The sequence below is a fragment of the Sulfitobacter mediterraneus genome (genome assembly GCF_016801775.1).
In the GTDB taxonomy this organism is placed as follows: domain Bacteria; phylum Pseudomonadota; class Alphaproteobacteria; order Rhodobacterales; family Rhodobacteraceae; genus Sulfitobacter; species Sulfitobacter mediterraneus_A.
The window spans coordinates 997531-1020277 of sequence record NZ_CP069004.1 but is presented as its reverse complement, the minus strand read 5'-3'; the positions used below and the strand labels follow the sequence as shown (position 1 = coordinate 1020277).

Genomic DNA, 22747 nt, shown 5'->3' with positions numbered 1-22747 from the left:
GTCTTTCCTTGTCTTTTCAAAACCCAAAGGGGCGGTGTTTCACTGCGGCAATGGCCGATAGGTCGTCGGGCCAATGCATTCAAATCCAAACTTCTCCGGCTCTGCGATCCGCTCAGAGTGGCCCAGAAACAAAAGTCCGTCAGGGTGCAAAACCTGGTGAAACCTTGGCCAAAGCCGTTCCTGGGTCTGGGCATCAAAGTAGATCACCACATTCCTGCAAAAGATCACTTCGAATTTGGTGCGGATCGGCCATGGGCCCAAGAGGTTCAGCGCGTTGAACTGGATCATCTGTCTGATGGTCTGGGAAACCGGATAATGCTTCTCACCGTTTTCTTCGGCCGGTGGGCCAAAATATGTCTCGCGCATCTCGGCCGTTACACCGCGCATCAACCTTTGCGGATATCGTGCCGTACGGGCAAATCGGATGACATTCTGGTCTATGTCCGTGGCCAGAATCTTCAGGTTCAGATTGGAGATTTCAGGCGTGCGTTCCGCAAGAGTTATTGCCGCAGATACCGCTTCCTGCCCGTTGGAGCAGCCCGCCGACCATATCCGCATTTGCCCGCCCGCCCGCAATTTGGAAAGGCGGCTGTCAAACAGTGCCGCAAGTTTCTCATAGTGATGCGCCTCTCGGAAAAAATGGGAGACATTGGTGGTCAGGGCTGAAATCAGATGGCGGCGCTCTGACTGACCGGCGTCGGAATTGAGAACCGTACAATAGGCCGCAAAATCATCCAGCTTCAGAGCCCTGAGCCGATGGCGCAATCGAGACTGGATCATCGAAGTTTTCTCTTCGACAAGGGTCAGGCCGCTTTCCCGGTAAGCCAATTCGGCGATCGACCGAAAACTGTCCGGATCAAGCGTGACCTCGTTCTGTGCGGCAGTGATCATGCCGCGACGCTTTCGGTATCGTTGATGGTCGCCGCGAGATCCAGCACCCGGATCATCCGGTCATCTATCAAGGTCAGGGCGTTCACCACGCCATTTGCTGTTCCAGATGACAATTCCGGCGGCGGTTGCAGATCATCGGAGGTCAGCGCGATGATGTCAGAGACAGCATCAACCAGGAGGCCAGTCATCGTCTCTTCGTGTTTGACCACGATGATGACATTTCGATCGTTTTGTTCACGCGCCGCAAGACCCAGGCGTTGCGCCAGATCCATCACCGGCAACACCGTCCCTCGCAAATTGATGACGCCTTTCATGAATTTCGGCGCATGTGGCAGGGGAGTTGCACGGGTCCAGCCGCGGATCTCTCTGACCGACATGATGTCGAGGGAGTATTCCTGATCGGCCAATTGAAAGGTCAAAAGTTCAATGGATTGCGGGCTTTGAATGTCGGTCATGCTGGAACTCCTGCATCTGTGCCGGTTTGCGGCAAACCAGGCTTGGGAATGGCGGTGCTTATGATGTCGGAGGGATCGAGGATGAGTGCAATTTGCCCGTCCCCAAGGATGGTCGCCGCTGCGATGCCCGGTGCGCGGTAAAAGCTTTCGTCGAGGCCTTTGATCACCACCTGCCGCTGGTCGAGGATATTGTCGATCAGGAGCGCTGCATTGGTTTCGTCTTCATTGGCGATCAACAGCACGACAGACCCTTCGAAATCGTCGAGGGGCGGGCGGTAGCCAAGCGCGGCGCCCAGATCGAACAGGGGCACAAAGCCGCTGCGCACGCGCACAACATTACGGCCGGGGCGCACCATTTCCACGTCTCCGCTCTGTAGCGTCAGTGTTTCAATCACCAGATTGAGAGGGAGCACCAAGGTTTCTTCGGCAACCTCAATGACCATGCCATCCAAGACCGCGAGTGTCAGGGGCAGGGAGATGGAGAATGTCGTGCCTTGGCCGGGCTGGGAGGTCGTCGTTATGCGCCCGCCCAGAGCTTGAATAGAGGTGCGCACCACATCCATGCCGACGCCGCGCCCGGACAGGTTTGAAACCTTGTCCGCCGTGGAGAAACCGGGCAGGAACAGAAGGTTGTCAATTTCACTGTCGGAAAGCGAGCTATCAGGCGGAATCAGGCCCTTATCAATTGCCAGTTGCAGCACCTTGGGCCGGTCAATGCCTGCGCCATCATCGGCGATTTCGATCACCACACGGCCGGAGCGATGGGCGGCGCTGAGGTTGACTTTGCCTTGCGCGGGTTTGCCGGCGGCGAGGCGGGCCTCTTTGGATTCCAACCCGTGATCAACGGCATTGCGGATCATATGGGTCAAGGGATCAGCCAGCCGTTCGATCACTGTTTTATCGACCTCCGTTGCCTCACCGGTGGTGACCAGTCGCACGTCCTTTTCAACGGCGGCGGAGGCCTCTCTGACAATGCGGGACATGCGTTGAAACAGGGATTTGACAGGTTGGGCACGGATCATCATGACGCTGTCTTGGATGTCTCGTGTAAGGCGCTGGAATTCCTCCAGGCCGCTCATTGCGTCCGAATGGGGAGACAGGCCGGAATGTTCGAGGCTTTGGCTGAGCATTGCCTGGTTGATTACGAGTTCGCCAACAAGGTTCACCAGCCGCTCGATACGGTCAAGATCGACACGCACAACGGATTTTGCGGCGGTCGGCGCGCCTTGTGGGGGGGGCGCGGGGGCGGCTGCGGTCGGGCCGGGCTCTGTTTGCGTCGGCAGCGGGGCCGGGGCCGCTTCGGTGGGGGCCTTGGGCGCGGTTTCTTCGACCTTTGCGGAAGCCGGGTCAAGCGGGGGCAGATCCGGCAACGGTGGCAGCTCCGCGCTGTCCCAATCACCTTGTCGTTTTATGTCGAGTTGGCACAGCCCTTCGACAAACTCGAATATGGATGCGATTTCACTTTCTTCAACGTCGGTCTCAAGGGTGACGGTCCAGCTGAGGTGTGGCACATCCGGGCGCAATTGGTCTATGGGCGGCAACCGGCTGCTGTCGCAGACCACCTTGGCCTTGCCGAGTTGTTGCAAATTGCGCAGCAGGGTGGCCGGTTCATTACCTGTATCGAACAGATCTGCCTGGGGCGTGAAGGTTATTTCATAGACCCTTGGGGCGGCGCCAAAATCCAGCGGCGGCAATGCGTTAAGGTCGGGCAGTCCGCCATCCCCCTCTGCAGCAAGCCCCAGATCAAGGGAGACACCCATAGGCTGAAAATCAATAACCTCTTCAACGGCACTCGCGGCGGGGCTGGCGTCGCCGAGAAAGGCATCCAGGGCGGTCAGCAAAACCTCGGTTTCTTCATCGGGGAGCGGTTCGTTGTCACGGCTGATGCGCACAAGGTCCGACAGGTGATCCGCAGCCTGAAAAAACACCTTGAGCGCTTCGGTTTCAACCTGCAAACGTCCCGCGCGGACCTCATCCAGAACGGTCTCATAGCGGTGGGCAAAATGTACCAGACCTTCAAGCCCGAAGGCGCCGGCACCGCCCTTGATCGAATGCACCGCGCGGAACACCACGTTTATGGTTTCGTTGTCCGCCGCGCCATCTTCCATCAGTTGCAGGCCATCCTGCAGCGCCTCAAGCAGTTCTTCACTTTCGATAAAGAACGAGGCGCGAATTTCGGCCATTGGGTCATTGTCTACGGTCATCCCGGCCTCCTATCCCGCAACCATTTGCAGCGCTTTGACCAGTTTGGTCGGGTCAAACGGTTTGACAATCCAGCCGGTCGCACCGGCCACGCGGGCCCGTTGTTTCAGCTCCGGTGCGGCTTCTGTGGTAAGCACCAAAATAGGGGTGGATCGGTGCTTTTCCTGTCCGCGCACGGCATCGATAAAGCCGAAACCATCCATGCGTGGCATGTTGATGTCAGTGATGATCGCGTCGGGTGTGATCCCGTCCAACACTTCGATGCCGTGCACCCCGTCATCGGCCGTATGAACGGTAAAACCCGAGGGCAGCAGCGCCAGCCGGATCATATCCCGCATCGTACGGCTGTCATCCACAGCGAGAATCTCAAGGGTCATACGCATCCCTCCGCAATCTGTTCGGGCGTCATGCCCATGGCGGCCATTTGCGCCAGTACAAGATCGCTGGTGTTTGAAATCTGAAAATCATGGTGACCCTCATGGGCGCTGCGGGCCGCCGCGATCAGCGTTTGCAGACAAAGTGCGCCGATCAATGTGACGTCTGTCATGTCAATCTGCACGTCCTGATCCTTACGGTCCAAAAGCGCCGCATGCAGGCCGGGTGCCGCCGTGACGTCGAGTTTTCCATCGAGGCAAAGCGGTTCAGTCACAGCGCACCACGTCGCGAATTGACACTGCAAAAAACATAAAGGAACGCTCCACTTTGGGGTCGGGTCAAAACCTTCTAGAGGGCGGTGCGTTAATACGGGGTTACTTGACTTGCGGTTTCGCACATTTCGTTTGCTGCGCCCGGCGTGGCGGCGATCAATGCGCATCATTCGGATCGGCGACGGGGGCGGGGCCGCCTAATGTCGTTTGGCAGACGAAAGAAGGCCGATCTATGAAAACCGCTGTCACAACCCTTGCCCGTACTGCCGCTGCCATGCATTTTGCCGATCAAATGGCCCTCGTGGCAGTGCCGATACTGGCTGCCTTGGTGTTTGATGCTTCGGCGCAGACCATTGGCCTGCTGGTGGCGTGTCAATCACTTGCGCATTTGCTGGGCTCTTTGCCTTTTGGTCTTTTGGTAGACCGGCACGACCTGCGCCATCTGGCGGTTGTTTCTGTCGCGATCTCTGCGGTGGGGGCGACCGGGGCCGCTTTGGGCATCGCGTTTCAGGCGTTGGCGCTGTTTGGCATCTCGATCACCTTGGCCGGATTTGGCGTGGTTCTGTTTGGGCTGTCAGCCTTGTCCATCTTGCCACGCTCGGAGCCGGTGTCGGCACTGTCCGCTGCGAATGCGCGGATCGAATTGCCACGCGCGTTCAACGCCTTTTTGGTGCCGCTTGCGGTGGGGTTGATTGCAACAGCTGATACCGCGACATGGCTCTTCCCGGTGGTGTTCTTAGTCCTTTTGTGGGGCCTGCAACAGGTGCGAGGGTTGCCCCATTATCCGGTGCAGAAAGTTGCAAAACAGTACAATGTTATCAAGAGGTTGCGTGATGGTGTTCAGTTCGTTCTGGGGCACTCCCTGTTGCTGTCCGTTGCCCTTTGCGCAATCTTTTGGAACTTTGCCTTCGCCGCGCTTCTGGTGGCGATGGTGCCTGCGGTTCAAATCCTGTTCGCGGCGCCCGCGGCGACCTTCGGTTTTGCCATGGCGTTCTTTGGCTTGGGTGGATTTCTGGGCACATGGACATCTCGGCGCATCGGCGCTTGGGTTGCTCCGAAATATGTTCTGGTGTTCGGGCCGGGCAGTTCGGCGCTTGCCATGGGGGTGGTCTATTTCGCGGCGCAGGCGCAAGTGACGTTGCCGCTTTATGTTGCGTTCTTCTTTGTCGGCTTTGGCCCTGCGATGTGGCTGATTGCGCAAAACTCACTGCGTCAGGTGGTGGCACCAACGCCGATGCTGGGCCGGATCAACGCGGTGATCCAGACGGCGATCTATGGCGTGCGGCCGATTGGGGCTTTGGTTGCTGGCGGCGTTGTCGGCACAATGGGGCCGCAGGCCGGATTGGCGCTGGCATGGGCCGCGTTTGGTCTGTCCTTTGCCACATGTCTGTTCAGCGGCCTGCGCCGGATCAACAGCTTTACGTCATTGGCCGGTGACGCGGCATAGCTCAAACAAAAAGGCCCCCTGAGTGAACAGGGAGCCTTTTGCTATCTTCCATCAAGCCAATCAGGCGCGGCGGCGACGGCCACCTGTACGGCCTGCGCGGCCCCGGCCTTCTTGGCCGGCTTTGGGCGCCACTTTGTTGAACTCGATCCAAGCCCCGCCGTGAGGGTCACGATCGAACAAGAAGTTGGCGGCGCGGATCGCTTCCATTTCCTTGCCTGCGCGCGGCAGGGTGGACCCCATGCCAAACAGTTGCACAAAGGTCTCGTCGTCCATGCCCTCAGGCAGCACCACACCCAGAGCGGCCAGCTCGGCCTTTTTCTCTTCGATCTTCTTGGCATTCACCGGCAGCCCAACTGGATTCATGATCGCGGAGGTCATGCCCGCGCCCATCGCCATCGGCAGGAACGCGTTGTTGATGCCGTGACGGTTGGGCAGGCCAAAGCTGATGTTGGAGGCACCGCAAGTGGTGTTCACGCCCAGCTCTTCGCGCAGGCGGCGCACCAGGGTAAAGACCTGGTGTCCGGCCGTTGCCATCGCGCCGATGGGCATAACCAGTGGATCGACAACGATGTCATGGGCCGGAATGCCAAAGTCCGCGGCCCGCTGTACGATCTTCTTGGCCACGTCAAAACGCACGTCGGGGTCTTCGGAAATACCCGTGTCATCGTTTGAAATCGCAACAACCGGAACGTTGTATTTCTTGACCAGCGGCAGAACCACCTCAAGGCGCTCTTCCTCGCCGGTGACGGAGTTCAGCAAGGGACGGCCTTCACAGGCCTGCAGGCCGGCCTCAAGCGCACCGGGGACCGAGCTGTCGATGCAAATCGGCGTGTCGGTGACGGCCTGCACACGTTTGATCATTTCGGGCATCAACATCGGCTCGACAAAGTTGTTGTCGGCGTAGCGTGGATCTTCGGCCATTTTGTTGGAAAACACTGCGCCAGAGTTGACATCGAGCACCGTGGCACCGGCATTGGCCTGCGCAATCGCGTCAAATTCGACGCGGCTGAAATCACCGCGCTCCAACTCTTCTGCCAGAATTTTGCGGCCGGTCGGATTGATCCGTTCCCCGATGACGCAGAATGGCTCTTCAAAGCCGATGACGGCTGTTTTGGTTTTGGATTCGACAATCGTGCGAGTCATTGGGTTGGTCCTTTAGTCGGCGTTGGCAGGAACGGCAGAAGCGCCGCCATTGTCCTGGGCCCATGTGGCGTTGGTTTTGATCCCGCCCAGCGGGAAGAAATGCACATGAGTGATGTTGAAATCGGGGTTGGCAGCCTTGTGCGCGGCCAATGCGTTGATCACATCGGTCGGCTCATAAGGCAGCAACAGTTTGGTCACGTCCATCGCCCGCTTTTGCAGAACCTTCAGGGATGGGCCAACGCCGCAGGCAATGGCGAATTTGATCAGGGTTTGCAGCTTGGCCGGGCCAGCGATACCGATGTGAACGGGCAGGGTGATCCCTGCGTCGCGCAGGTCGTCCGCCCATTTGATGATCGGACCTGCGTCAAAGGCAAACTGGGTGGCCAGTGCCATCTCGGCATCTGTGCGGGTCTGGAAATCGTTTTTCCATTTCAGCGCGGCGTCCACATTTGTGGTGCTGCCGTCGCTGTCGATGTCGCGGTTGCCTTCGGGGTGACCCGCGACGTGCAGACGTTCAAAGCCTGCCTGATCAAACAGGCCGGTTTCCAAAAGCTGCATGGAATCGGAGAAATCACCATGGGGCTGGGCCACGCCGCCCGCCAGCAACAGTGCCTGTTTCACATCCGCTTCGCCCTGGTAGCGGGAAATCCAGTCCGCCAGTGTCGCCTTGTCCTTGATGATCCGCGCGGGGAAGTGCGGCATCACCTTGAACCCGCCTGCGTTCAGGCGTTTCGCGGTGGCGACCATATCTTCGATAGGGGTTCCCTCGATATGGGCGATATAGACGCGGGTCTCGGCAGGCAGTAGGTCGCGAAAATCCTCAACCTTTTCGGCGGTGCGCGGCATCACCTCGATCGAGTAATTCTTGAGCAGGGCCTCAACCTCAGGGGAGGCCGTGGTTGGGGCAGATGCGTCTTTGCGGCGGAAATTGAGCAGAGCCATGAGTTTATCCTTGAACATGGGAAGCCGGACCTTAGGCCCAGCCGTCGTTGTCAATCAGCGCCTTGATGCGGGCGCGGTCATATTCGCTGTCCAGCCGTGCGGCTTCGGAATCTGCAACTTCGGCATCCGTGCCTTCGACGGTAAATGGTGCAGCCTTGCGCCATTCAGCCAGATAGGCATCGGTGTCTTCGGCGCCCACTTTCATGGCGGCGCGGTCGATTGCTTGCTCAAACCGTTCTGGTAAAGCACGCTTTTCCCCGCGGCGGCCTTTTCCGACAATCACCTGCGCCGGAATATCCCGCCAATATACGATTGTGACCTCTGGCATGTGCCCGTCCCTTGTTGCGTTTCATGGCCTGTCTAACGGCAGACGTTGCTCAAACGCGGCAGAATATCGACCGAAAGCATTCCATCCGCGACGCAGTGAGGTTTATCCCGCAGCGACCTGCACCGCGAGGGGGGCGGAGCATCATAATATTCACCTTTGTTGTGAGGCGCACCACATGGACAGGCGTTCCGGGGATTGTTAGCTCTGTGCTCCATGGACCAACCCACTGCATATATCCTGTGCAGCACCCCGCGCAGCGGCACGACGCTATTGTGCGATTTGCTGGCCCAAACCGGGGTTGCGGGGTGTCCAAACTCGTTCTTTCGGCAAAAAAGCCTGCAATATTGGGCTGATGAATGGGCGCTGGGACAGGGCGCGGACTGGCAGGATGAGGATTTTACCGCGCAGTATTTTGCGGCGATGCGCCGGGCCGGGCGAGGGGGCACGGGAGTTTTTGGCTTGCGCCTGATGGGGGCGGATCTGCAGTTTGCCAGTGATTGGCTGGCGCAGCGACATCCACAGGTTTTGACAGATGCCGACAGATTCGCAGCGGCCTTTGGTCCGCTCCGCTATATATACCTGTCGCGCAGCGACAAATTGGCCGAGGCTGTGTCCTATATCCGTGCAGAGCAAACAGGGCTTTGGCATGGACGTCCTGACGGCAGCACGCTTGAGGAAATGCCGCCAACATTGCCGATGGGTTATGATGCAACCGTCATCACGGCGCGAATGGCTGAGCTGACGGCCTTTGATGACGCATGGCCGCGCTGGTTTGAGGCGCAGGGCATTGCGCCGCTGACACTCACCTACGAGGATCTCGCTGCCGATCCGAAATTCACTCTGGCCATGGTTCTGCGACATATCGGGCAGGATCCGGCGCTTGCCGCCAATACGGCACCGGGGCTGCGCAAACTTGCCGATCAGACCAGTGCCGATTGGATCAGCCGCTACAGGAACGCGCATCCAACTGCATAAGATTTGCGCAATTGCCCCACCTTCGCGCTTGCGCGTGACCGCCTGCACGACTACCTTGAGGGCAACTCGATATGAAAGGCGCAAACCATGGCGCCACAGCGTCCCAAAGGTGCGGGCGCGCTCGAAAAGGACAAAAAACCGGCTCTGAGCCCCGCGCCAGTTCCGCCCAGATCGTCTGACCTCTATGCGGCCCTTGATCTGGGTACAAATAGCTGCCGCATGTTGATCGCCCAGCCCAAGGGCAGCGGTTTTCATGTGGTTGATAGCTTTTCCAAATCTGTGCAATTGGGCGCAGGATTGGAGCGCACCGGGCGTTTGTCGCGCGGATCGATGGCGCGTACCCTCCAGGCACTCCGCATCTGCCAACAGAAACTGCGCCGTAACAAAGTGCGCCGGATGCGTCTGGTCGCGACCGAGGCGTGCCGCCGTGCGCAAAACGGCGCAGAATTCATGCGCCGCATTCAGCGTGAGACCGGACTGCGCCTTGATATCATCAAACCGGAGGAAGAGGCGCAGCTGGCGGTTATCTCTTGTGCGCCGCTGGTCAATCACAAGACCGAAAACCTGCTGGTGGTGGATATTGGCGGCGGATCGACCGAATTGGTCTGGATCGACATCTCCAAAGTGCCCAAGAAAGACCGTGCGCAATCCATCATGCGCCTGCATTCGGGGTTCATTCAGGCCAAAACCGATATTCCGGCTGCCAAGGTTGTGGATTGGATCTCGGTCCCGCTTGGCGTGGCGACCCTGCGCGACCAGTTCAGCGATGTCGATGACGATGCGGCGCGGTTTGCCTTGATGAGCTGGTTCTTTGAGGAAAATTTGCAGGACTTTACGCCCTACCACTCGGCCCAGCCGCAGGAACGGTTTCAGATTGTCGGCACTTCAGGCACCGTCACAACGGTCGCCGCCAGCCATTTGGGCCTGCGCCGTTATGACCGGACCAAGGTTGATGGGCTGCGGATGACCACCGAACAGATCGACAAGGTGATCCATTCCTATCTGGCGATGGGCCCGAACGGCCGCCGCGCCGACCCGCGTATCGGTCAGGACCGGTCGGCGCTGATCATGTCGGGGGCGGCGATTTTGCAGGCCTTGATGCGCTGTTGGCCCACGGACCGGCTTTCGGTTGCGGATCGCGGTCTGCGCGAGGGTCTGTTATATGCACAAATGAGCGCCGATGGCGTATTGGAAGAAGGGGCCTATTGAGATGGGCAAGACACCAACTGGCAAAAACACCTCCGGGCGCGGCCAACGTGACCTCAAGGTCAAGGTCAAATCCGCACGCGGGCGGACCACCAGTTCCACCCGCTGGTTGCAGCGACAGTTGAACGATCCTTATGTCAAACGGGCGCAATCCGAAGGGTATCGCGGGCGTGCGGCCTATAAGATCATGGAACTGGACGACAAATTCCGCTTTCTCGTGCCCGGTGCGCGGATCGTTGATCTGGGCGCGGCACCGGGCGGCTGGTGTCAGGTGGCCGTCAAACGCAGCAACGTGCTGGCCGAACGCGGCGGCAAGGCCGTGGGCACCATTCTGGGCATTGATCTGCAAGAGATGGAGCCGATTGCAGGCTGCGAATTGCACCAGCTGGATTTCATGGAAGATGACGCCGATCTGCAGGTCAAGGAATGGCTGGGCGGCAAGGCTGACGTGGTCATGTCGGATATGGCGGCCTCTTCATCGGGTCACAAACAGACCGACCATCTGCGCATCATCGCCCTGTGCGAGGCCGCAGCCTATTTCGCCTTTGACGTGCTGGATGAGGGTGGCACCTTTGTTGCCAAGGTTCTGGCCGGCGGCGCAGAAGGCGATTTGCAAAAGCTGCTGAAACAGCGTTTCACCAAGGTCCACAACTACAAACCCCCCGCCAGCCGGTCAGACAGTTCTGAGAAATTTGTCGTGGCACTGGGTTTCCGTGGCGAAATACCGGACCAGGGTTAACTCCACGATAACCAATTTCTCAGACACTGCAGAGCGATTCATCCCGCTTTAACATCCGTTTCCTAGGCTCAGCCGTGGTTTCTGCGTCACTTGGCGCATTGGAGTTGGGGAAATGTGATGACACGCTATGTGATGGCGGCGCTTTTGTGGATGTTGGCCGCGCCTGGATGGGCGCAGGATCGGCCGATGGCAATGCTGCACTTTATCGACCGTGATGTGATGACTTGGGCCAATGATGCGCGGCTGCTTGGCGCTTTGTCCGATCCGCCCCTGACGGTGCAATCGGGCCATCCGGCACAGCAACTCCTGCAACATCATTTGCAGGGCGCAAAGGGCCGCATTCGGGCGCTTTCGCTACGTGATCTCAATGGGATGACAATTGCCGAATATCGTGCGGGTGATGCCGTGGCAGAGTTGGTTCGAGATTGCCTGCGCCAACACTACGAAGCCGCGCCATGGCAGTTCGAAATATTCGATGCCGCGGCAAGGTCTGCTCAAAGCGGCCATGTTCAGGCGGTCTTCACCCTGACCAACCCCAGCGATGGCCGGGTTATGGGTGCTTTGATTGTAGAACTGGACGGGGCCGGGTTTTTCTAGGTTGAAAGTGCGCAAGCCGGTGAAAAACCGAAGTCCAGATGAGCGTGCCTTTTGGCGCTGCACCTGATGCGGGCCTGACACCCAGGGACGCCAAAGCCCGTGATTTCAGGCGATCCGCGTCTTTGGCCGCAAGCGCGCATTGCGGCTTGGCCCCAGCCCGCTGTGACAGCGCCGAGTGGCGCATCAATTCAAACATTTTTTCCTGAGCGGTCTGCCGCGCGGTTGGAACATTTTGCATGGGCACCCCCTTTGCGTTTCGGGGGAAAGGATGCCCATGCAATTCTGGCCGCCGTAAGACGGGGGTGCGGCCATTGCAGGGTGATCGCGTGCCGGATCAGCCGGCAGCAGGGGCGGCACCGCCGCTGGACTGTAGCTTCAGATGGCTGCCAACCCACAGCCCCAAAAGCATCATCGGCAAGAAAACCAGAACGCCCGGCGCCATCATTGGCAGCGCGGTCCAGGCCGGACCGGGGCAAAGCCCGCCGATGCCCCAGCCAATACCAAACAGCGCCGAGCCAGCCAGCAAGGGCCGGTCAATCTGCGCCGCAGTGGGCATCTGGAACACATCCGCCAATGCGGGGGCAGGGCGTTTGAGGATCAACCGGTACCCAATAAAGGTCGTTACTGATGCGCCGCCCATTACAAAGGCAAGGCTGGGATCCCAAGTGCCAGCGACATCAAGGAAATTCAACACCTTGGCGGGGTTCGACATGCCAGAGATGACAAGGCCAATACCAAAGACCAGACCGGAAAGCAGACCAAAAAGAATATGCATCTGTACGCTCCTTAAACCATGTGCCGCAGGACAAAAACGGTGACGCCCGCAGTTGCCATGAACGTGCAAACCGCGATCAGTGACCGGGGCGACAGCCGCGCCAATCCGCAGACCCCATGCCCCGACGTGCAGCCCGACCCAAGGCTGGTGCCGACACCCACGACGATCCCTGCGATGGCCATGCCAATCAGAGATGTTGGAACGGTTTGCGCCGGCATTTGCCCGGCAAAAACGCTATATAGCAGCGGCGCTGCGATCAAACCGGCGACAAAGGCCAAGCGCCAGGCCAGATCTGTCGGCGCACCGCGCATCGGCAGAAATGCGGCCATCATGCCGCTGGTGATGCCGGATATGCCCGCGATCCGTCCAAAAAGGCCCATGACCATCAAGGCGCTGATCCCGATCAGGATACCCCCCACAAGGGACAGCAGCGGTGTAAATTCTGTTGCAGTGGACAATTCCATAAGCGCAAACTCCGTTATGTTGTGGCGCTCTTGCAGCGCCTGCCTGATGTGATATAAATAAGTAATTACTAAATTAGCAATATCTAAAGTATAGAAATGTCAGAAACACTTACCTCCGGCCTTGAAGAAAAAGCCGATCTTGTCGCGGGGCAATTGACCCTTCTGGCCAACCCGCGCCGGTTGCTGATCCTGTGCAAATTGGCAGAAGGTGAATGCAGTGTCGGCACCTTGCAAGACACCCTTGATCTGGGGCAATCCGCGCTGAGCCAGCATTTGGCCAAGCTGCGGGCAGGCGGTGTGGTGGACACGCGCAGGCAGGGTCAGACGATCTTTTACCGGATTGCGGACCCCAAGATGCAGGTGCTGATGGGCACCCTTTACGACGTTTACTGCCGCGAGGATTGAACGCAGTTTCGCCAAATCCGACAATCCCCCTTGAAGCCCCTGATCTTGCCACGCATTGATGGCACAACAGGAATTCGGGGGGGCGGCGGCATGTCGGACGATTGGACACAGATACTCAAGACCCATTGGGGCATCACAGCAGAGCTTGAGCCGCTAGATGGTGAGTATGATCTTAATTTTCGCGCGGTTCATGACGACGGAAAGACCAGCATCCTCAAGGTGATGCGGGCAGGGTGCGAGACCGGCCTGATCGATATGCAGATCAAGGCGCTGGATCATGTTGCGACGCATGCCCCCGAGGTGCCGATGCCGCGGGTCATTCCCGCCAGAGATGGCAAGGCGATGGTCACGGCCCAGGACAACGCTGGGCAGGCGCGGCTGGTCTGGCTGCAATCGGCGCTTCCGGGGATCTGTTACGCCAATTTCAGCCCGCACAGCGCAGGTTTGATTGCCGATCTGGGGGCCCGAAATGGCAGGCTGACCGACGCGTTGGCAGATTTTGATCACCCTGCCTTGACGCGTGATTTCAAGTGGAACCTGATGCAAGCGGGCTGGATCAAGGGCGCGTTGACCTGCGTTACCGACCAAGACCGCCATGCGATCCTGGCCGGGATCTGCGAAGACTTCGATACGTTGCAAGACCGGCTTGCTGCGATGCCGCGGCAGGCCATCCACAATGATCTGAATGATTACAATGCCTTGGTCGATCACCGCGCGGGCAGTCCGCATATTTCTGGCGTGATAGATCTGGGCGACATGTGCCGTGCGCCGCGCATCTGCGATCTGGCAATCACGGCTGCATACGTGGTCTTGGATCACGCAGAGCCGGATCTTGCGCTGACAGCCTTGGTCAAAGGGTATCACGAGGTGCACCCGCTCACGGGGGATGAGATTGATATGCTCCTGCCACTTCTGCGGATGCGGCTGGCCAAGAGCATTGTGAATTCCACGCTCATGGCGCAGGAAAATCCGGCCGATCCCTATATAACAATATCGCAAGCACCCGCATGGAGGTTTCTGGAGGGGCCGGAGCTGAACACCGAGATGCTGAGGATGCGCCTGCGCAGTGCTTGCGGCTTGCCGATCAACGATGCGGCTGCGCGCGTGGCGCTTTGGCTGGATCAATCGCGCGGTGATTTTGCCCCGATCATCGGCCAATCTCTGGCAGCGGCCCCGATGGAGGCCTTGTCGGTTGAGGCTGCGACCTGTCCGCGCAACCCGTTCGACATCACCGATCAGGAGGCCGCGACGTTGGGCGCAGATCGTTTCGGGCCGGACGATATCTGGATGGGTTATTACAGTGAGCCGCGTCTGGTCTATACCGCGCCTGCGTTCCGCAAGGGGAAATGGAAGGCCTCAAACCGGCGTACGGTACACCTTGGCGTGGATGTGTTTGCACCCGCGGGCCAGACGCTGGCCGCGCCTTTGGCCGCCACGGTGGCCTTTGTCGAGGACCGGCGCGGACGGCTGGACTATGGCGGTATGGTGATCCTGCGCCATGAAACCCCCGAAGGGGACGCGTTTCACAGCCTTTATGGCCATCTTGATCCGGCGAGCATTGCACATCTCAAACTGGGCCAGAGCATCGAGAAAGGTGAGGTGTTCTGTCGCCTTGGCGCGGCGGATTGCAACGGTGGATGGGCGCCGCATCTGCATTTCCAACTGGCGCTGTCTCTGGCGGGCATGGGAACCGATTGGCCCGGTGTGGCCGATCCCGATGAGCTTGATCTTTGGGGCGCAATCTGCCCCAATCCGGCCGCGCTGTTGAACCTAGAGGATGCTTACGTTGCCTATCAACCTACTGATAAAGCGGCCATACTGGAAAAGCGTCAAACGCATTTTGGCGGTAATCTCAAGCTGAGTTACAGCGATCCTGTCATGTTGATGCGGGGCTGGAAGCACCATTTGTTTGATGAATGGGGACGGCCCTATCTTGATGCCTACAACAATGTGCCGCATGTGGGCCATGCGCATCCGCGCATTCAGGCGGTGGTTGCCGATCAGCTCAAGCGGATGAATTCCAACACCCGCTATCTGCATCCGGCGCAAACCGCCTTTGCCGATAAGTTGATGTCGAAACTGCCGCCGGAACTGTCAGTCTGTTTTTTCCTCAATTCCGGCACCGAGGCCAATGAACTGGCGCTGCGGCTCGCCCGCGCGGCCAGCGGGGCAAAGGGGATGATCACGCCCAATCACGGATATCATGGCAACACCACTGGCGCGATCGACATCTCGGCCTACAAGTTCAACGCCAAGGGCGGTGTCGGCCAGCCTGATTGGGTGGAACTGGTGGATATCCCAGATGACTACCGTGGTGCCTTTGGCCGTGATGACCCAGAGCGGGGGGCGAAATATGCCGCGCAAGTGGATCGGGCGGTTGCGGCATTGGCAGATCGCGGTCACAGGCCGGCGGGCTTCATCGCGGAGACCTTCCCGTCTGTTGGCGGACAGATCATTCCGCCTGATGGCTACCTCAAGGGTGTTTATGAGCGTATTCGCGCGGCGGGCGGGATATGCATTGCCGACGAAGTGCAGACCGGTTTGGGCCGGCTTGGCACGCATTACTTTGCTTTCGAGGCGCAGGGCGTTGTGCCGGACATTGTTGTGTTGGGCAAGCCCATTGGCAATGGCCATCCCTTGGGCGTGTTGATCACCACACCGGAGATTGCCGCTGCTTTTGCCAAAGGGCCGGAGTTCTTCTCGACTTTCGGCGGATCAACGCTTTCGTGCCGTGTGGGCAAAACCGTGTTGGACATTGTCGATGATGAAGGGCTGATGCAGAACGCCGCGAAGGTGGGCGAACAGTTAATCTCAGGTCTTAAGAAGCTCCAGCAACGATATGATATTATTGGAGATGTGCGCGGTATGGGTTTGTTTGTCGGGGTTGAGCTTGTGACGGATCGCGCCACAAAGTCACCCGCGACCGCACAATGCAGTTACGTCCTCAACCGGATGCGCGAAGAACGGATCTTGATGGGCCGCGAAGGGCCGGAGGACAATATCCTGAAAATCCGACCGCCGCTGAGTGTGGATGCAGAAGGCGTTGAGATGCTGTTGGACCGTCTTGATGCTGTTCTGGGCGAGACCGGTAGCAGGCCATAAGATCAGGCCGCGCCGGGGATCTGGACCCGGCGTCCGCCCTCTTGAAAGGCGTCCATGTGCATTGGCCAGACCGTGCCGGGCCAGCGGACCTCCATCTGCTGCAACCGTGGGCGGTAGACCGCAGTATAAAGCGTGCCAAAGCCAGCATCAAAAGCCGTCGAATACAGCGGCGGCCGCAGGAAGGCATTGATAAATTTGTCTTCGGGATCGCGGTGCAGGGTCAGACGCTGCAACAGGAACCTTTCGCGTTCGACCGTTGCGGTGAATCTTGCATGGCTGACCCATTCGACGCTTTCCTGATGGTTCGTCGCCACGGCGGCGTGGGTGATCACAGTCGGGCGGTCCGGTGCCATCATCGCGGTCAGGTAGTGACGTTTGGCATCCAGAACGGTGACATTATAGCTCATATGCGTGGGCACGCGGGCCAGAACCGCGCCTGCCTCTTCGGCGGTTGCACAGGTTTGCAGCACATAGCGCAGGATCAGCGGGACACCAAAGCCGGTGCCAACCACCCGCCGCCCGCCAAAGGTCAGCGAGATCGCAAGCCCGGCATCGTTCATACCATCCACCATGCCCCAAAGCCCGTCGGAGGTGCCCATGACGCGGCGACCCTGCCATCCGGTGTGCAGGATCAGGCTGTCAAAGGCATTGGGGTTATAGTCGTAGTTGCGCACCAGAACCGGCTCTTCGCCAGTCCAGATCGCTTGGGAACAGCCTGACAGATAGGGGGGCGGGCAATAAAAGCTGAGGAAGCGCGCCGCCTGATCGCCGCCGCCTGCCAGATCACACAGATTGTCATAAAGCGGGACAATCTCGGGCATGTGTTCTTTGAGAGCGCGTTTGCTTTCCAGATAGCTGGGGCGGGCGCTGTCGCCCTCCTTGAGCCACCAGCGCCGGTAATCGGGCCAGTATTCCGCAAAAAGCCCGGCCCACTTGGGGCCGGGCATGTCTTCGCTGAGTGCGCGCCAGTGCATAGGCAGTCCTTACAGGATTTTGAACGCCGGGTCTGCGAGGGCCGGACCAGCGTTGGCAACGGGCAACGGCTTGCCATCGACCGTTTTCTTGATGCCGTGTATCCATTTCTTGGCGCGTTCATTCAACTGGAAATTCTTGGTCATAGAACGACCTCGCGTCACGAGGATACCAATATCGGCCCCTTCATAGCGGTAATCACCCGGTTGCAGGATACGCAAGAAAAAGGCTTCGTTCTCGCTTTCGACGGCGCGGCGGTGATAATCAAAGCGGTCATATACCACACTTCCGTCCTCTAACATCTTGTAAATGCCGGTTTCTGGCGATGCGGTGCAGATGTCGACACTGTCATCGGTGTGTTTGATCACCATCTGTGACCAGCTGTCGATATTGGCGGAATCGGCCCAGCGGGCGTTCAGCTCATCCACGTCGAGTTGGAATTTCTTTTTGGAGAATTCAAGCAGGTGGAACAGGAACAGTGGCGCATCGGCATGGGCAAAGGCCGCATGGTTGGTCATCGAAGAGGCGCCCGTGATACGCGGGTTCAATTCACCCAGCCAGATATCACCGGTTTTCTTGTCGATCAGGAAATCCAGCTCAAAGTAGCCGCGGTAGCCTTCCTTGCGCAATTGCTCACCAAATTTGAAGGTCAGCTCGCGCGCCTTCTGACGCACTTTGGGCGGGAAGGCCGTTGAGAGGATCTCATTGCCGCACCAACCGCCGCGATAGGGGGTCAATTCATTGAACCCAACCAGTTCGGTCATCAGCGGGCCAACGATTGTGCCTTCCTTGGTGGCACAGCCTTCGATGGCCGAGCCGCGGCAATCGATCCGCTTCATGATCTTGATCTCGCCTTCGCCGACGATCTCATGTTCATGGCGGCGGAAATCAGCCTCGGATTTGATAAAGAACGTGGTATGGCCGCTGTCACCAAAGGCCGATTGCAGCACCAGATCATGCCCGATCCCGGCCTTTTCACAGGTTTTTCTCAGATCTTCGTAATCCTTAACCTCTGCCAACACATTCGGCACCGATGGCACGCCGGCCTTGTTGCCGATCCGAACGGTTTCGATCTTGTTGTCCATATTGGTGCGCAGCTTGGCCTTGGGGAACCACACATCCGCGCCCAACTCCTTGGACAGACGTTCGGTTTCCTCATCAAACATCAAGAACACAAACTTGGGCTTGCCGCCCCGGCGTTTGATGAAATCAATGACCTCTTTGTGCTGCAGCAGGTAGTTGTTGATGTCTTCAATGGACTGAAACTCCGCATGGGGCTGTTCGGAGGGGCAGAACACATTCGGATGTTTGCCGCCATAACAGTCGATGTAGCAGATGTATTTGAAATTCTTGACCCATTCGTCGAGGCCAAGAAGGTTAAAGTTGGTCGCCGAAATGAAATAGATCGGATCTTCATTGCGATGAAAGAACCGGCGGATTTCGGAAATATTCTTGAGCACTGTTGGCATCTTGTGTCCTTTTCTTATTCGGCGGCTGTTGTGATTGATTTGGCCTTGGGCAAGGCGGCCAGAGCCTCTGGTGTGAATACGCGCAGGCCAAGATCGGCGCGGTATCCGTGAATTTCGTTAACGTCGAGCGCAAGCATGAATTCGAGAATCTCGCGGCTGACAACCTGCCCTGGCACCAGGATCGGAAATCCGGGCGGGTAGGGAATGATGAAACTGGCCGAGACGACTTCTTGATCGGCTTCCAAGGCCTCTTTGAGCGATCCGTCCAATTCCAGATAGTCGCAATTTTTCTCGTCATAACTGAGGTAATAGGCGGTGCGGATGTCGCCTTCGGGCGTCAGATCATCAGGGCGGAAGGCATCGTGGAAGCGGCTGAAATCTGGCAGAGGCGGATAGTTTTCCGTCAGGTTTTTCACCCGTCTGTCAAAGGACAACCGCTCCATCTTGGAGGCGTCATCCAACAGCTCGTCCAGTTCATTGGCGATCTCGACCAGCACCTCGATCAGATAGGCCACCGAGGATCGCGTTGTGCCGATGTTTGTCATAAACAGCACGGTGTTGCGCGAGGTCTTGTTGATCTGGATGCCGTATTTATCCATCAAAATCTGTGTCTTGAACGTGTCACCGTCCCAGCCCGTGCCGCCCACGGCCAGTGTCACACGGGTGGCGTCGAGGACAAAATCATCCTGTTCCCAACAATCCCACATGTCGGTCCAGCCTTGTTCGTTATCGAAATAACTGGTGACCCCGCTTTGGCGGTATCGCTCGGGGATCATGTCGCCGGCCGTCAAGACCTTGAAATACTTTTGCAAAAGCGGATGACTGCTGACGGCTTTGCGCATCGCCATAGCCGCCTCGATCTGGCGTTGGACAAACTCGAACCCTTCCAGCTCGACCTGCCTGCGCCCTACATCAAGCGAGGCGATGATCTGGTAATTGGGCGAGGTGGAGGTGTGGGTCATATAGGCTTCGTGGAAGCTTTGTTCGACTTCGCCTTTGAAATCCTGATCGTTCACATGGATCATCGACCCTTGCCGCAGCGAGGTCAGCGTCTTGTGGGTGGATTGCGTGGCATAGACCCTGATCCGCGCCTCCGGCGGGGCAATCAAACGGGTCTCGATCAGGGTCTCGTCACTGGCGTCGACCAAGGTCTCTTGCTGGGCCTCATAGGCGCGCTTGTGGTCCTCCGTGCGCAACCTTTTGCGCAGGTTGTTGGCGGTGCGCATGCCGGTCCGCTGGCGATAGGTCGGGCTGAAGCGGGCAAAGGCAAACCACGCCTCATCCCACAGGAAGACCAGGTCTGGTTTGATGGCAAGGCATTCTTCCATCACCCGTTCAACGTTATAAACCAAACCGTCAAAGGTGCAGTTGGTCAGCAAAAGCATCCGCACGCGGTCAAGCTTGCCTGCGGCCTTAAGCGCCAGCAATTGATGCTTGATTTCCTTGAGCGGCACCGCGCCATACATCGAATATTTGTTCAGCGGATAGCTGTCGAGATAGACCACCTCGGCCCCGGCCAGAACCATGCCGTAGTGGTGCGATTTATGGCAATCACGGTCCACCAGCACGATGTCACCTGGCCGCACCAGTGCCTGCACGACGATCTTGTTACAGGTCGAGGTGCCGTTGGTGGCAAAGAAGGTCTGTTTGGACCCGAAGGCGCGGCTGGCCAGTTCCTGCGCCTCTTTGATCGGGCCTTGCGGCTCCAGCAGGCTGTCGAGACCGCCGGAGGTGGCGGATGTTTCGGCCAAAAAGATGTTGGGCCCGTAGAAAGCGCCCATATCCTGTATCCAATGAGACCGGCTGATGGATTTGCCGCGGCTGATTGGCATCGCGTGAAAAACGCCGGTGGGCTGCTTGGAATATTCCACCAGCGCCGTGAAGAACGGGGTCTTGTTACGCGCCGCCACACCGCGCAGGATGTTCAGGTGCAGCTCCATAAAGTCTTCTTGGTTGTAGAACACCCGCCGACAGATCCCCAGATCCAGCCCCGCGATATCCTCCACTGACCGATCCGTGACCAGATAAGCGTCCAATTCCGGGCGGACACGGGCGATGAGGCGGCATAGTTCCGGCCCATAGTCTTCGGGCAGCATTGCTTCGATGGCATCTGAATCGCTGGCGTTGGTGACGTATTTTGACAATATTTCATTGTCGTTCTTGGATTTCAGCACCAATCCGGGGCGCACCACAATCGCTTGAATGTTGTGATTAAACAGCACCGCAATCAGCGCGTCCTCAAGGCTGGGCACCACAACGGCCTCGTAATGAAACGGATCTTCGGGGCGGCGCATGCGGGCGACGTTGCTTTTCAGCCAGCGTTCCTGTTGATCATTGACGTTGTCGACGATCAGCACCTCGAAATAAGGGCGGGCCATGGCGCGGGCCTCGGGCGACAGCATGGCCTCGTCGTTGTGTTCGTCATCATCGGTGGTGTCCCGGTCAAGCGGGATGCTGCGCCGCCGATAGGCGCCAGTGGTCAGGGCACGGGTGACGCGGCTGATGGTAAAGGATAAATCCTCAAAATTCCCATGCTCAAAATTGCGGCGCATGTGGTCAAATGCGGCCATGCCGGGAAACGCCCAATAGGGTTCGATCAAGGCCAGAGATTCGAACAGATCCCCGATGCGCACCTTGAGTGCAGCCGCCTTTTTCGCCGCGGTCTCTCGGGACAGCGACGCGGCGGCTTCGCGCAGGGCGCTCCACCTATCAGCACGCAATTGGGTTGCGGAATAATACTCGCTGACAGAATCCATCGTTCATCCTCCTCAAAAAGGCTGAAACACGATGGGTCCGCGGTTAAGTTGCCGCAATCGGTGTGTTTCAGCCGCCTGACGTTTTGCCCAAAGCGGGCGAAATCCCGAACCCCATGTGAGGTCCGCGTTCCAGTTTCTCTGCCTCTGCGTTCGCCGGGACGTCCACATGCAACCCTGCACGAGAGCCTTGCTGTGGCACCTCAAGTGGCCCCAGAGAGCTGAGATAGCTGTCCACGCCGCTGCTGCGGTCGTAGACGGAAAAATCGGTGGATCTGTCGCGGAAGCTTTTGAGCACTTGCCCCAGACCCTTCATGCCAGTTTCGCGCTGGCGTCGCACCATGGACAGATCCACCTCGATGGGGAACATATCCTCTTGGCCCGCTGATTGGTGCAGCACCAATGATGTGGGATCGACAACCAGTGATTTGCCCACACCACCTGCGCCCAAGCCATTGACGTCAATGACATAACACTGGAATTGCGCCGCCGTGGCGCGGGCGATTGCCAGTTCGGCGTCGCGGTCGGTTGTGCCTGTCAGCACCGGATGCAACAGCACCTCAACCCCTTGCGATGTCAGTTGCCGCGTGGTTTCGGGGAACCACATATCATAACAGATCGACAGGCCAAACCGGCCCACATCAGGCACATCAAACACGCAAAAATCCGTACCCGCCGCGATGCCTGCCTCATAGGGCAGGAACGGGAACATCTTGGCGTAGCGGCGGATCACTTCGCCATCCGGGTTGATCACCAGCGATGTGTTGTAAACGCGGCCATCCTCGGGATGGGTCAGGAACATCGAGCCGGGGATCAGCCAGACCTTGTGACGCCGCGCCGCCTCGCAGAATTTGTCGATCACTTCGTTCTGTTGCGGCAGCTTGAATTTCTCAAGCGGGCCAAAAGGTGCAAGTTCGCTGAACAGCACCATCTGTGTCCAGGGAAAGCGCATCATCAGAATGTCGAGGCGATGCAACATGCCATCGACGTTGGGTTGCAGGGCGTTGACGTACATCTGTACGCCAGCAATTGCGAAAGGGGTCATAGTCTTACTGCTCCGTAAAAGCGGAGGCGTCCCGTCTGGGCCATCCATGTCTCCGCGTTACGCATCCCCTACGCCCTTGCGCCGGGAACGAAAACAGAAGAATGGCGCATTGAACAATTGATAACACGTGCAGGCAATAGCCCGCGCATCTGCAGCGCCATTTTGACCGATGTTATGGCAGGAACGCGTG

At 58.3% G+C, this 22747-nt stretch carries 21 protein-coding genes; 7 read left to right on the top strand and 14 right to left on the bottom strand.

The window, feature by feature from the left end:
* Positions 1-39: 39 nt before the first annotated feature.
* Genes JNX03_RS04955 through JNX03_RS04935 form a run of 5 tightly spaced genes read right to left on the bottom strand, consistent with a single transcriptional unit; the run spans position 40 to position 4197 of the window.
* Positions 40-891, bottom strand: coding sequence for a CheR family methyltransferase (locus JNX03_RS04955; protein ID WP_203211314.1), 852 nt, complete (start codon positions 889-891; stop codon positions 40-42).
* A complete protein-coding gene (locus JNX03_RS04950; protein ID WP_203211313.1) occupies positions 888-1346 on the bottom strand; it encodes a chemotaxis protein CheW in 459 nt (152 codons plus the stop codon). Before JNX03_RS04950 ends, JNX03_RS04955 begins: the two co-directional genes overlap by 4 nt.
* A complete protein-coding gene (locus JNX03_RS04945; protein WP_203211312.1) occupies positions 1343-3550 on the bottom strand; it encodes a chemotaxis protein CheA in 2208 nt (735 codons plus the stop codon). Before JNX03_RS04945 ends, JNX03_RS04950 begins: the two co-directional genes overlap by 4 nt.
* A 9-nt stretch (positions 3551-3559) precedes the next feature.
* Positions 3560-3925: a response regulator gene (locus tag JNX03_RS04940; protein WP_203211311.1), complete on the bottom strand. Its 366-nt coding sequence runs from the start codon at positions 3923-3925 to the stop codon at positions 3560-3562.
* Entirely contained in the window at positions 3922-4197 is a 276-nt protein-coding gene (locus JNX03_RS04935) for an STAS domain-containing protein (protein ID WP_203211310.1), read from the bottom strand. The genes JNX03_RS04940 and JNX03_RS04935 overlap by 4 nt, the downstream gene beginning before the upstream one ends.
* A gap of 230 nt (positions 4198-4427) precedes the next feature.
* Here JNX03_RS04935 and JNX03_RS04930 point away from each other — a divergent pair, with 230 nt between their 5' ends.
* The gene (locus tag JNX03_RS04930) at positions 4428-5642 is read left to right on the top strand and encodes an MFS transporter (RefSeq protein WP_203211309.1); all 1215 of its coding nucleotides are present in this window, start codon (positions 4428-4430) and stop codon (positions 5640-5642) included.
* 60 nt (positions 5643-5702) lie between these two features.
* Here JNX03_RS04930 and JNX03_RS04925 read toward each other — a convergent pair whose 3' ends face one another.
* The 3 genes from JNX03_RS04925 to JNX03_RS04915 are packed head-to-tail and all read right to left on the bottom strand — an operon-like array spanning position 5703 to position 8055.
* A complete protein-coding gene (locus JNX03_RS04925; protein ID WP_203211308.1) occupies positions 5703-6785 on the bottom strand; it encodes a methyltetrahydrofolate cobalamin methyltransferase in 1083 nt (360 codons plus the stop codon).
* Positions 6786-6797: 12 nt separating this feature from the next.
* On the bottom strand, positions 6798-7727 hold the full coding sequence (locus tag JNX03_RS04920) for a methylenetetrahydrofolate reductase (protein WP_203211307.1): 930 nt from the start codon (positions 7725-7727) through the stop codon (positions 6798-6800).
* 31 nt (positions 7728-7758) lie between these two features.
* Positions 7759-8055, bottom strand: coding sequence for a virulence factor (locus tag JNX03_RS04915; protein WP_203211306.1), 297 nt, complete (start codon positions 8053-8055; stop codon positions 7759-7761).
* A 213-nt stretch (positions 8056-8268) separates the two neighbouring features.
* Between JNX03_RS04915 and JNX03_RS04910 the strand changes: the two genes are divergently transcribed.
* The 4 genes from JNX03_RS04910 to JNX03_RS04895 all read left to right on the top strand — a co-directional run bounded on the left by JNX03_RS04910 (position 8269) and on the right by JNX03_RS04895 (position 11572).
* Positions 8269-9030: a Stf0 family sulfotransferase gene (locus JNX03_RS04910; protein WP_203211305.1), complete on the top strand. Its 762-nt coding sequence runs from the start codon at positions 8269-8271 to the stop codon at positions 9028-9030.
* Positions 9031-9117: 87 nt separating this feature from the next.
* Positions 9118-10239, top strand: coding sequence for a Ppx/GppA phosphatase family protein (locus JNX03_RS04905; protein ID WP_203211304.1), 1122 nt, complete (start codon positions 9118-9120; stop codon positions 10237-10239).
* Position 10240: 1 nt separating this feature from the next.
* Entirely contained in the window at positions 10241-10975 is a 735-nt protein-coding gene (locus tag JNX03_RS04900) for an RlmE family RNA methyltransferase (RefSeq protein ID WP_203211303.1), read from the top strand.
* A gap of 117 nt (positions 10976-11092) precedes the next feature.
* Positions 11093-11572 carry a hypothetical protein gene (locus JNX03_RS04895; RefSeq protein ID WP_203211302.1) on the top strand — a complete coding sequence of 160 codons (480 nt, stop codon included), beginning with the start codon at positions 11093-11095 and terminating at the stop codon, positions 11570-11572.
* A gap of 334 nt (positions 11573-11906) precedes the next feature.
* Here JNX03_RS04895 and JNX03_RS04890 read toward each other — a convergent pair whose 3' ends face one another.
* Both JNX03_RS04890 and JNX03_RS04885 read right to left on the bottom strand, forming a co-directional pair.
* Positions 11907-12347: a DUF6691 family protein gene (locus JNX03_RS04890; RefSeq protein ID WP_203211301.1), complete on the bottom strand. Its 441-nt coding sequence runs from the start codon at positions 12345-12347 to the stop codon at positions 11907-11909.
* An 11-nt stretch (positions 12348-12358) separates the two neighbouring features.
* Positions 12359-12877: a YeeE/YedE family protein gene (locus JNX03_RS04885; RefSeq protein WP_203212141.1), complete on the bottom strand. Its 519-nt coding sequence runs from the start codon at positions 12875-12877 to the stop codon at positions 12359-12361.
* 30 nt (positions 12878-12907) lie between these two features.
* Between JNX03_RS04885 and JNX03_RS04880 the strand changes: the two genes are divergently transcribed.
* Complete coding sequence (locus JNX03_RS04880) at positions 12908-13216, top strand: ArsR/SmtB family transcription factor (RefSeq protein ID WP_203211300.1); 309 nt, start codon at positions 12908-12910, stop codon at positions 13214-13216.
* Positions 13217-13306: 90 nt separating this feature from the next.
* Positions 13307-16318: an aminotransferase class III-fold pyridoxal phosphate-dependent enzyme gene (locus tag JNX03_RS04875; protein WP_203211299.1), complete on the top strand. Its 3012-nt coding sequence runs from the start codon at positions 13307-13309 to the stop codon at positions 16316-16318.
* 2 nt (positions 16319-16320) lie between these two features.
* On the opposite strand, the gene JNX03_RS04870 is transcribed toward JNX03_RS04875, so the two are convergent.
* The 4 genes from JNX03_RS04870 to JNX03_RS04855 form a co-directional block, all read right to left on the bottom strand.
* On the bottom strand, positions 16321-17292 hold the full coding sequence (locus tag JNX03_RS04870) for a C45 family autoproteolytic acyltransferase/hydolase (protein WP_203211298.1): 972 nt from the start codon (positions 17290-17292) through the stop codon (positions 16321-16323).
* A 9-nt stretch (positions 17293-17301) separates the two neighbouring features.
* Complete coding sequence (locus JNX03_RS04865) at positions 17302-18759, bottom strand: biotin carboxylase (protein ID WP_203211297.1); 1458 nt, start codon at positions 18757-18759, stop codon at positions 17302-17304.
* Between the two features lie 14 nt (positions 18760-18773).
* Positions 18774-21515, bottom strand: coding sequence for an aminotransferase class I/II-fold pyridoxal phosphate-dependent enzyme (locus JNX03_RS04860; RefSeq protein ID WP_203211296.1), 2742 nt, complete (start codon positions 21513-21515; stop codon positions 18774-18776).
* 67 nt (positions 21516-21582) lie between these two features.
* Positions 21583-22557, bottom strand: a complete 975-nt coding sequence (locus JNX03_RS04855; RefSeq protein ID WP_203211295.1) for a carbon-nitrogen hydrolase family protein — start codon at positions 22555-22557, stop codon at positions 21583-21585.
* Positions 22558-22747: the final 190 nt, after the last annotated feature.

Excerpts from the sequence above, each read along its gene's own strand:
- JNX03_RS04915 (WP_203211306.1), bottom strand. The coding sequence starts at position 8,055 with ATGCCAGAGGTCACAATCGTATATTGGCGGGATATTCCGGCGCAGGTG.
- JNX03_RS04890 (WP_203211301.1), bottom strand. The coding sequence starts at position 12,347 with ATGCATATTCTTTTTGGTCTGCTTTCCGGTCTGGTCTTTGGTATTGGC.
- JNX03_RS04910 (WP_203211305.1), top strand. The coding sequence starts at position 8,269 with ATGGACCAACCCACTGCATATATCCTGTGCAGCACCCCGCGCAGCGGC.
- JNX03_RS04865 (WP_203211297.1), bottom strand. The coding sequence starts at position 18,759 with ATGCCAACAGTGCTCAAGAATATTTCCGAAATCCGCCGGTTCTTTCAT.
- JNX03_RS04880 (WP_203211300.1), top strand. The coding sequence starts at position 12,908 with ATGTCAGAAACACTTACCTCCGGCCTTGAAGAAAAAGCCGATCTTGTC.
- JNX03_RS04900 (WP_203211303.1), top strand. The coding sequence starts at position 10,241 with ATGGGCAAGACACCAACTGGCAAAAACACCTCCGGGCGCGGCCAACGT.
- JNX03_RS04950 (WP_203211313.1), bottom strand. The coding sequence starts at position 1,346 with ATGACCGACATTCAAAGCCCGCAATCCATTGAACTTTTGACCTTTCAA.
- JNX03_RS04860 (WP_203211296.1), bottom strand. The coding sequence starts at position 21,515 with ATGGATTCTGTCAGCGAGTATTATTCCGCAACCCAATTGCGTGCTGAT.
- JNX03_RS04895 (WP_203211302.1), top strand. The coding sequence starts at position 11,093 with ATGACACGCTATGTGATGGCGGCGCTTTTGTGGATGTTGGCCGCGCCT.
- JNX03_RS04870 (WP_203211298.1), bottom strand. The coding sequence starts at position 17,292 with ATGCACTGGCGCGCACTCAGCGAAGACATGCCCGGCCCCAAGTGGGCC.
- JNX03_RS04945 (WP_203211312.1), bottom strand. The coding sequence starts at position 3,550 with ATGACCGTAGACAATGACCCAATGGCCGAAATTCGCGCCTCGTTCTTT.
- JNX03_RS04905 (WP_203211304.1), top strand. The coding sequence starts at position 9,118 with ATGGCGCCACAGCGTCCCAAAGGTGCGGGCGCGCTCGAAAAGGACAAA.
- JNX03_RS04875 (WP_203211299.1), top strand. The coding sequence starts at position 13,307 with ATGTCGGACGATTGGACACAGATACTCAAGACCCATTGGGGCATCACA.
- JNX03_RS04920 (WP_203211307.1), bottom strand. The coding sequence starts at position 7,727 with ATGGCTCTGCTCAATTTCCGCCGCAAAGACGCATCTGCCCCAACCACG.
- JNX03_RS04925 (WP_203211308.1), bottom strand. The coding sequence starts at position 6,785 with ATGACTCGCACGATTGTCGAATCCAAAACCAAAACAGCCGTCATCGGC.
- JNX03_RS04855 (WP_203211295.1), bottom strand. The coding sequence starts at position 22,557 with ATGACCCCTTTCGCAATTGCTGGCGTACAGATGTACGTCAACGCCCTG.
- JNX03_RS04930 (WP_203211309.1), top strand. The coding sequence starts at position 4,428 with ATGAAAACCGCTGTCACAACCCTTGCCCGTACTGCCGCTGCCATGCAT.
- JNX03_RS04940 (WP_203211311.1), bottom strand. The coding sequence starts at position 3,925 with ATGACCCTTGAGATTCTCGCTGTGGATGACAGCCGTACGATGCGGGAT.
- JNX03_RS04955 (WP_203211314.1), bottom strand. The coding sequence starts at position 891 with ATGATCACTGCCGCACAGAACGAGGTCACGCTTGATCCGGACAGTTTT.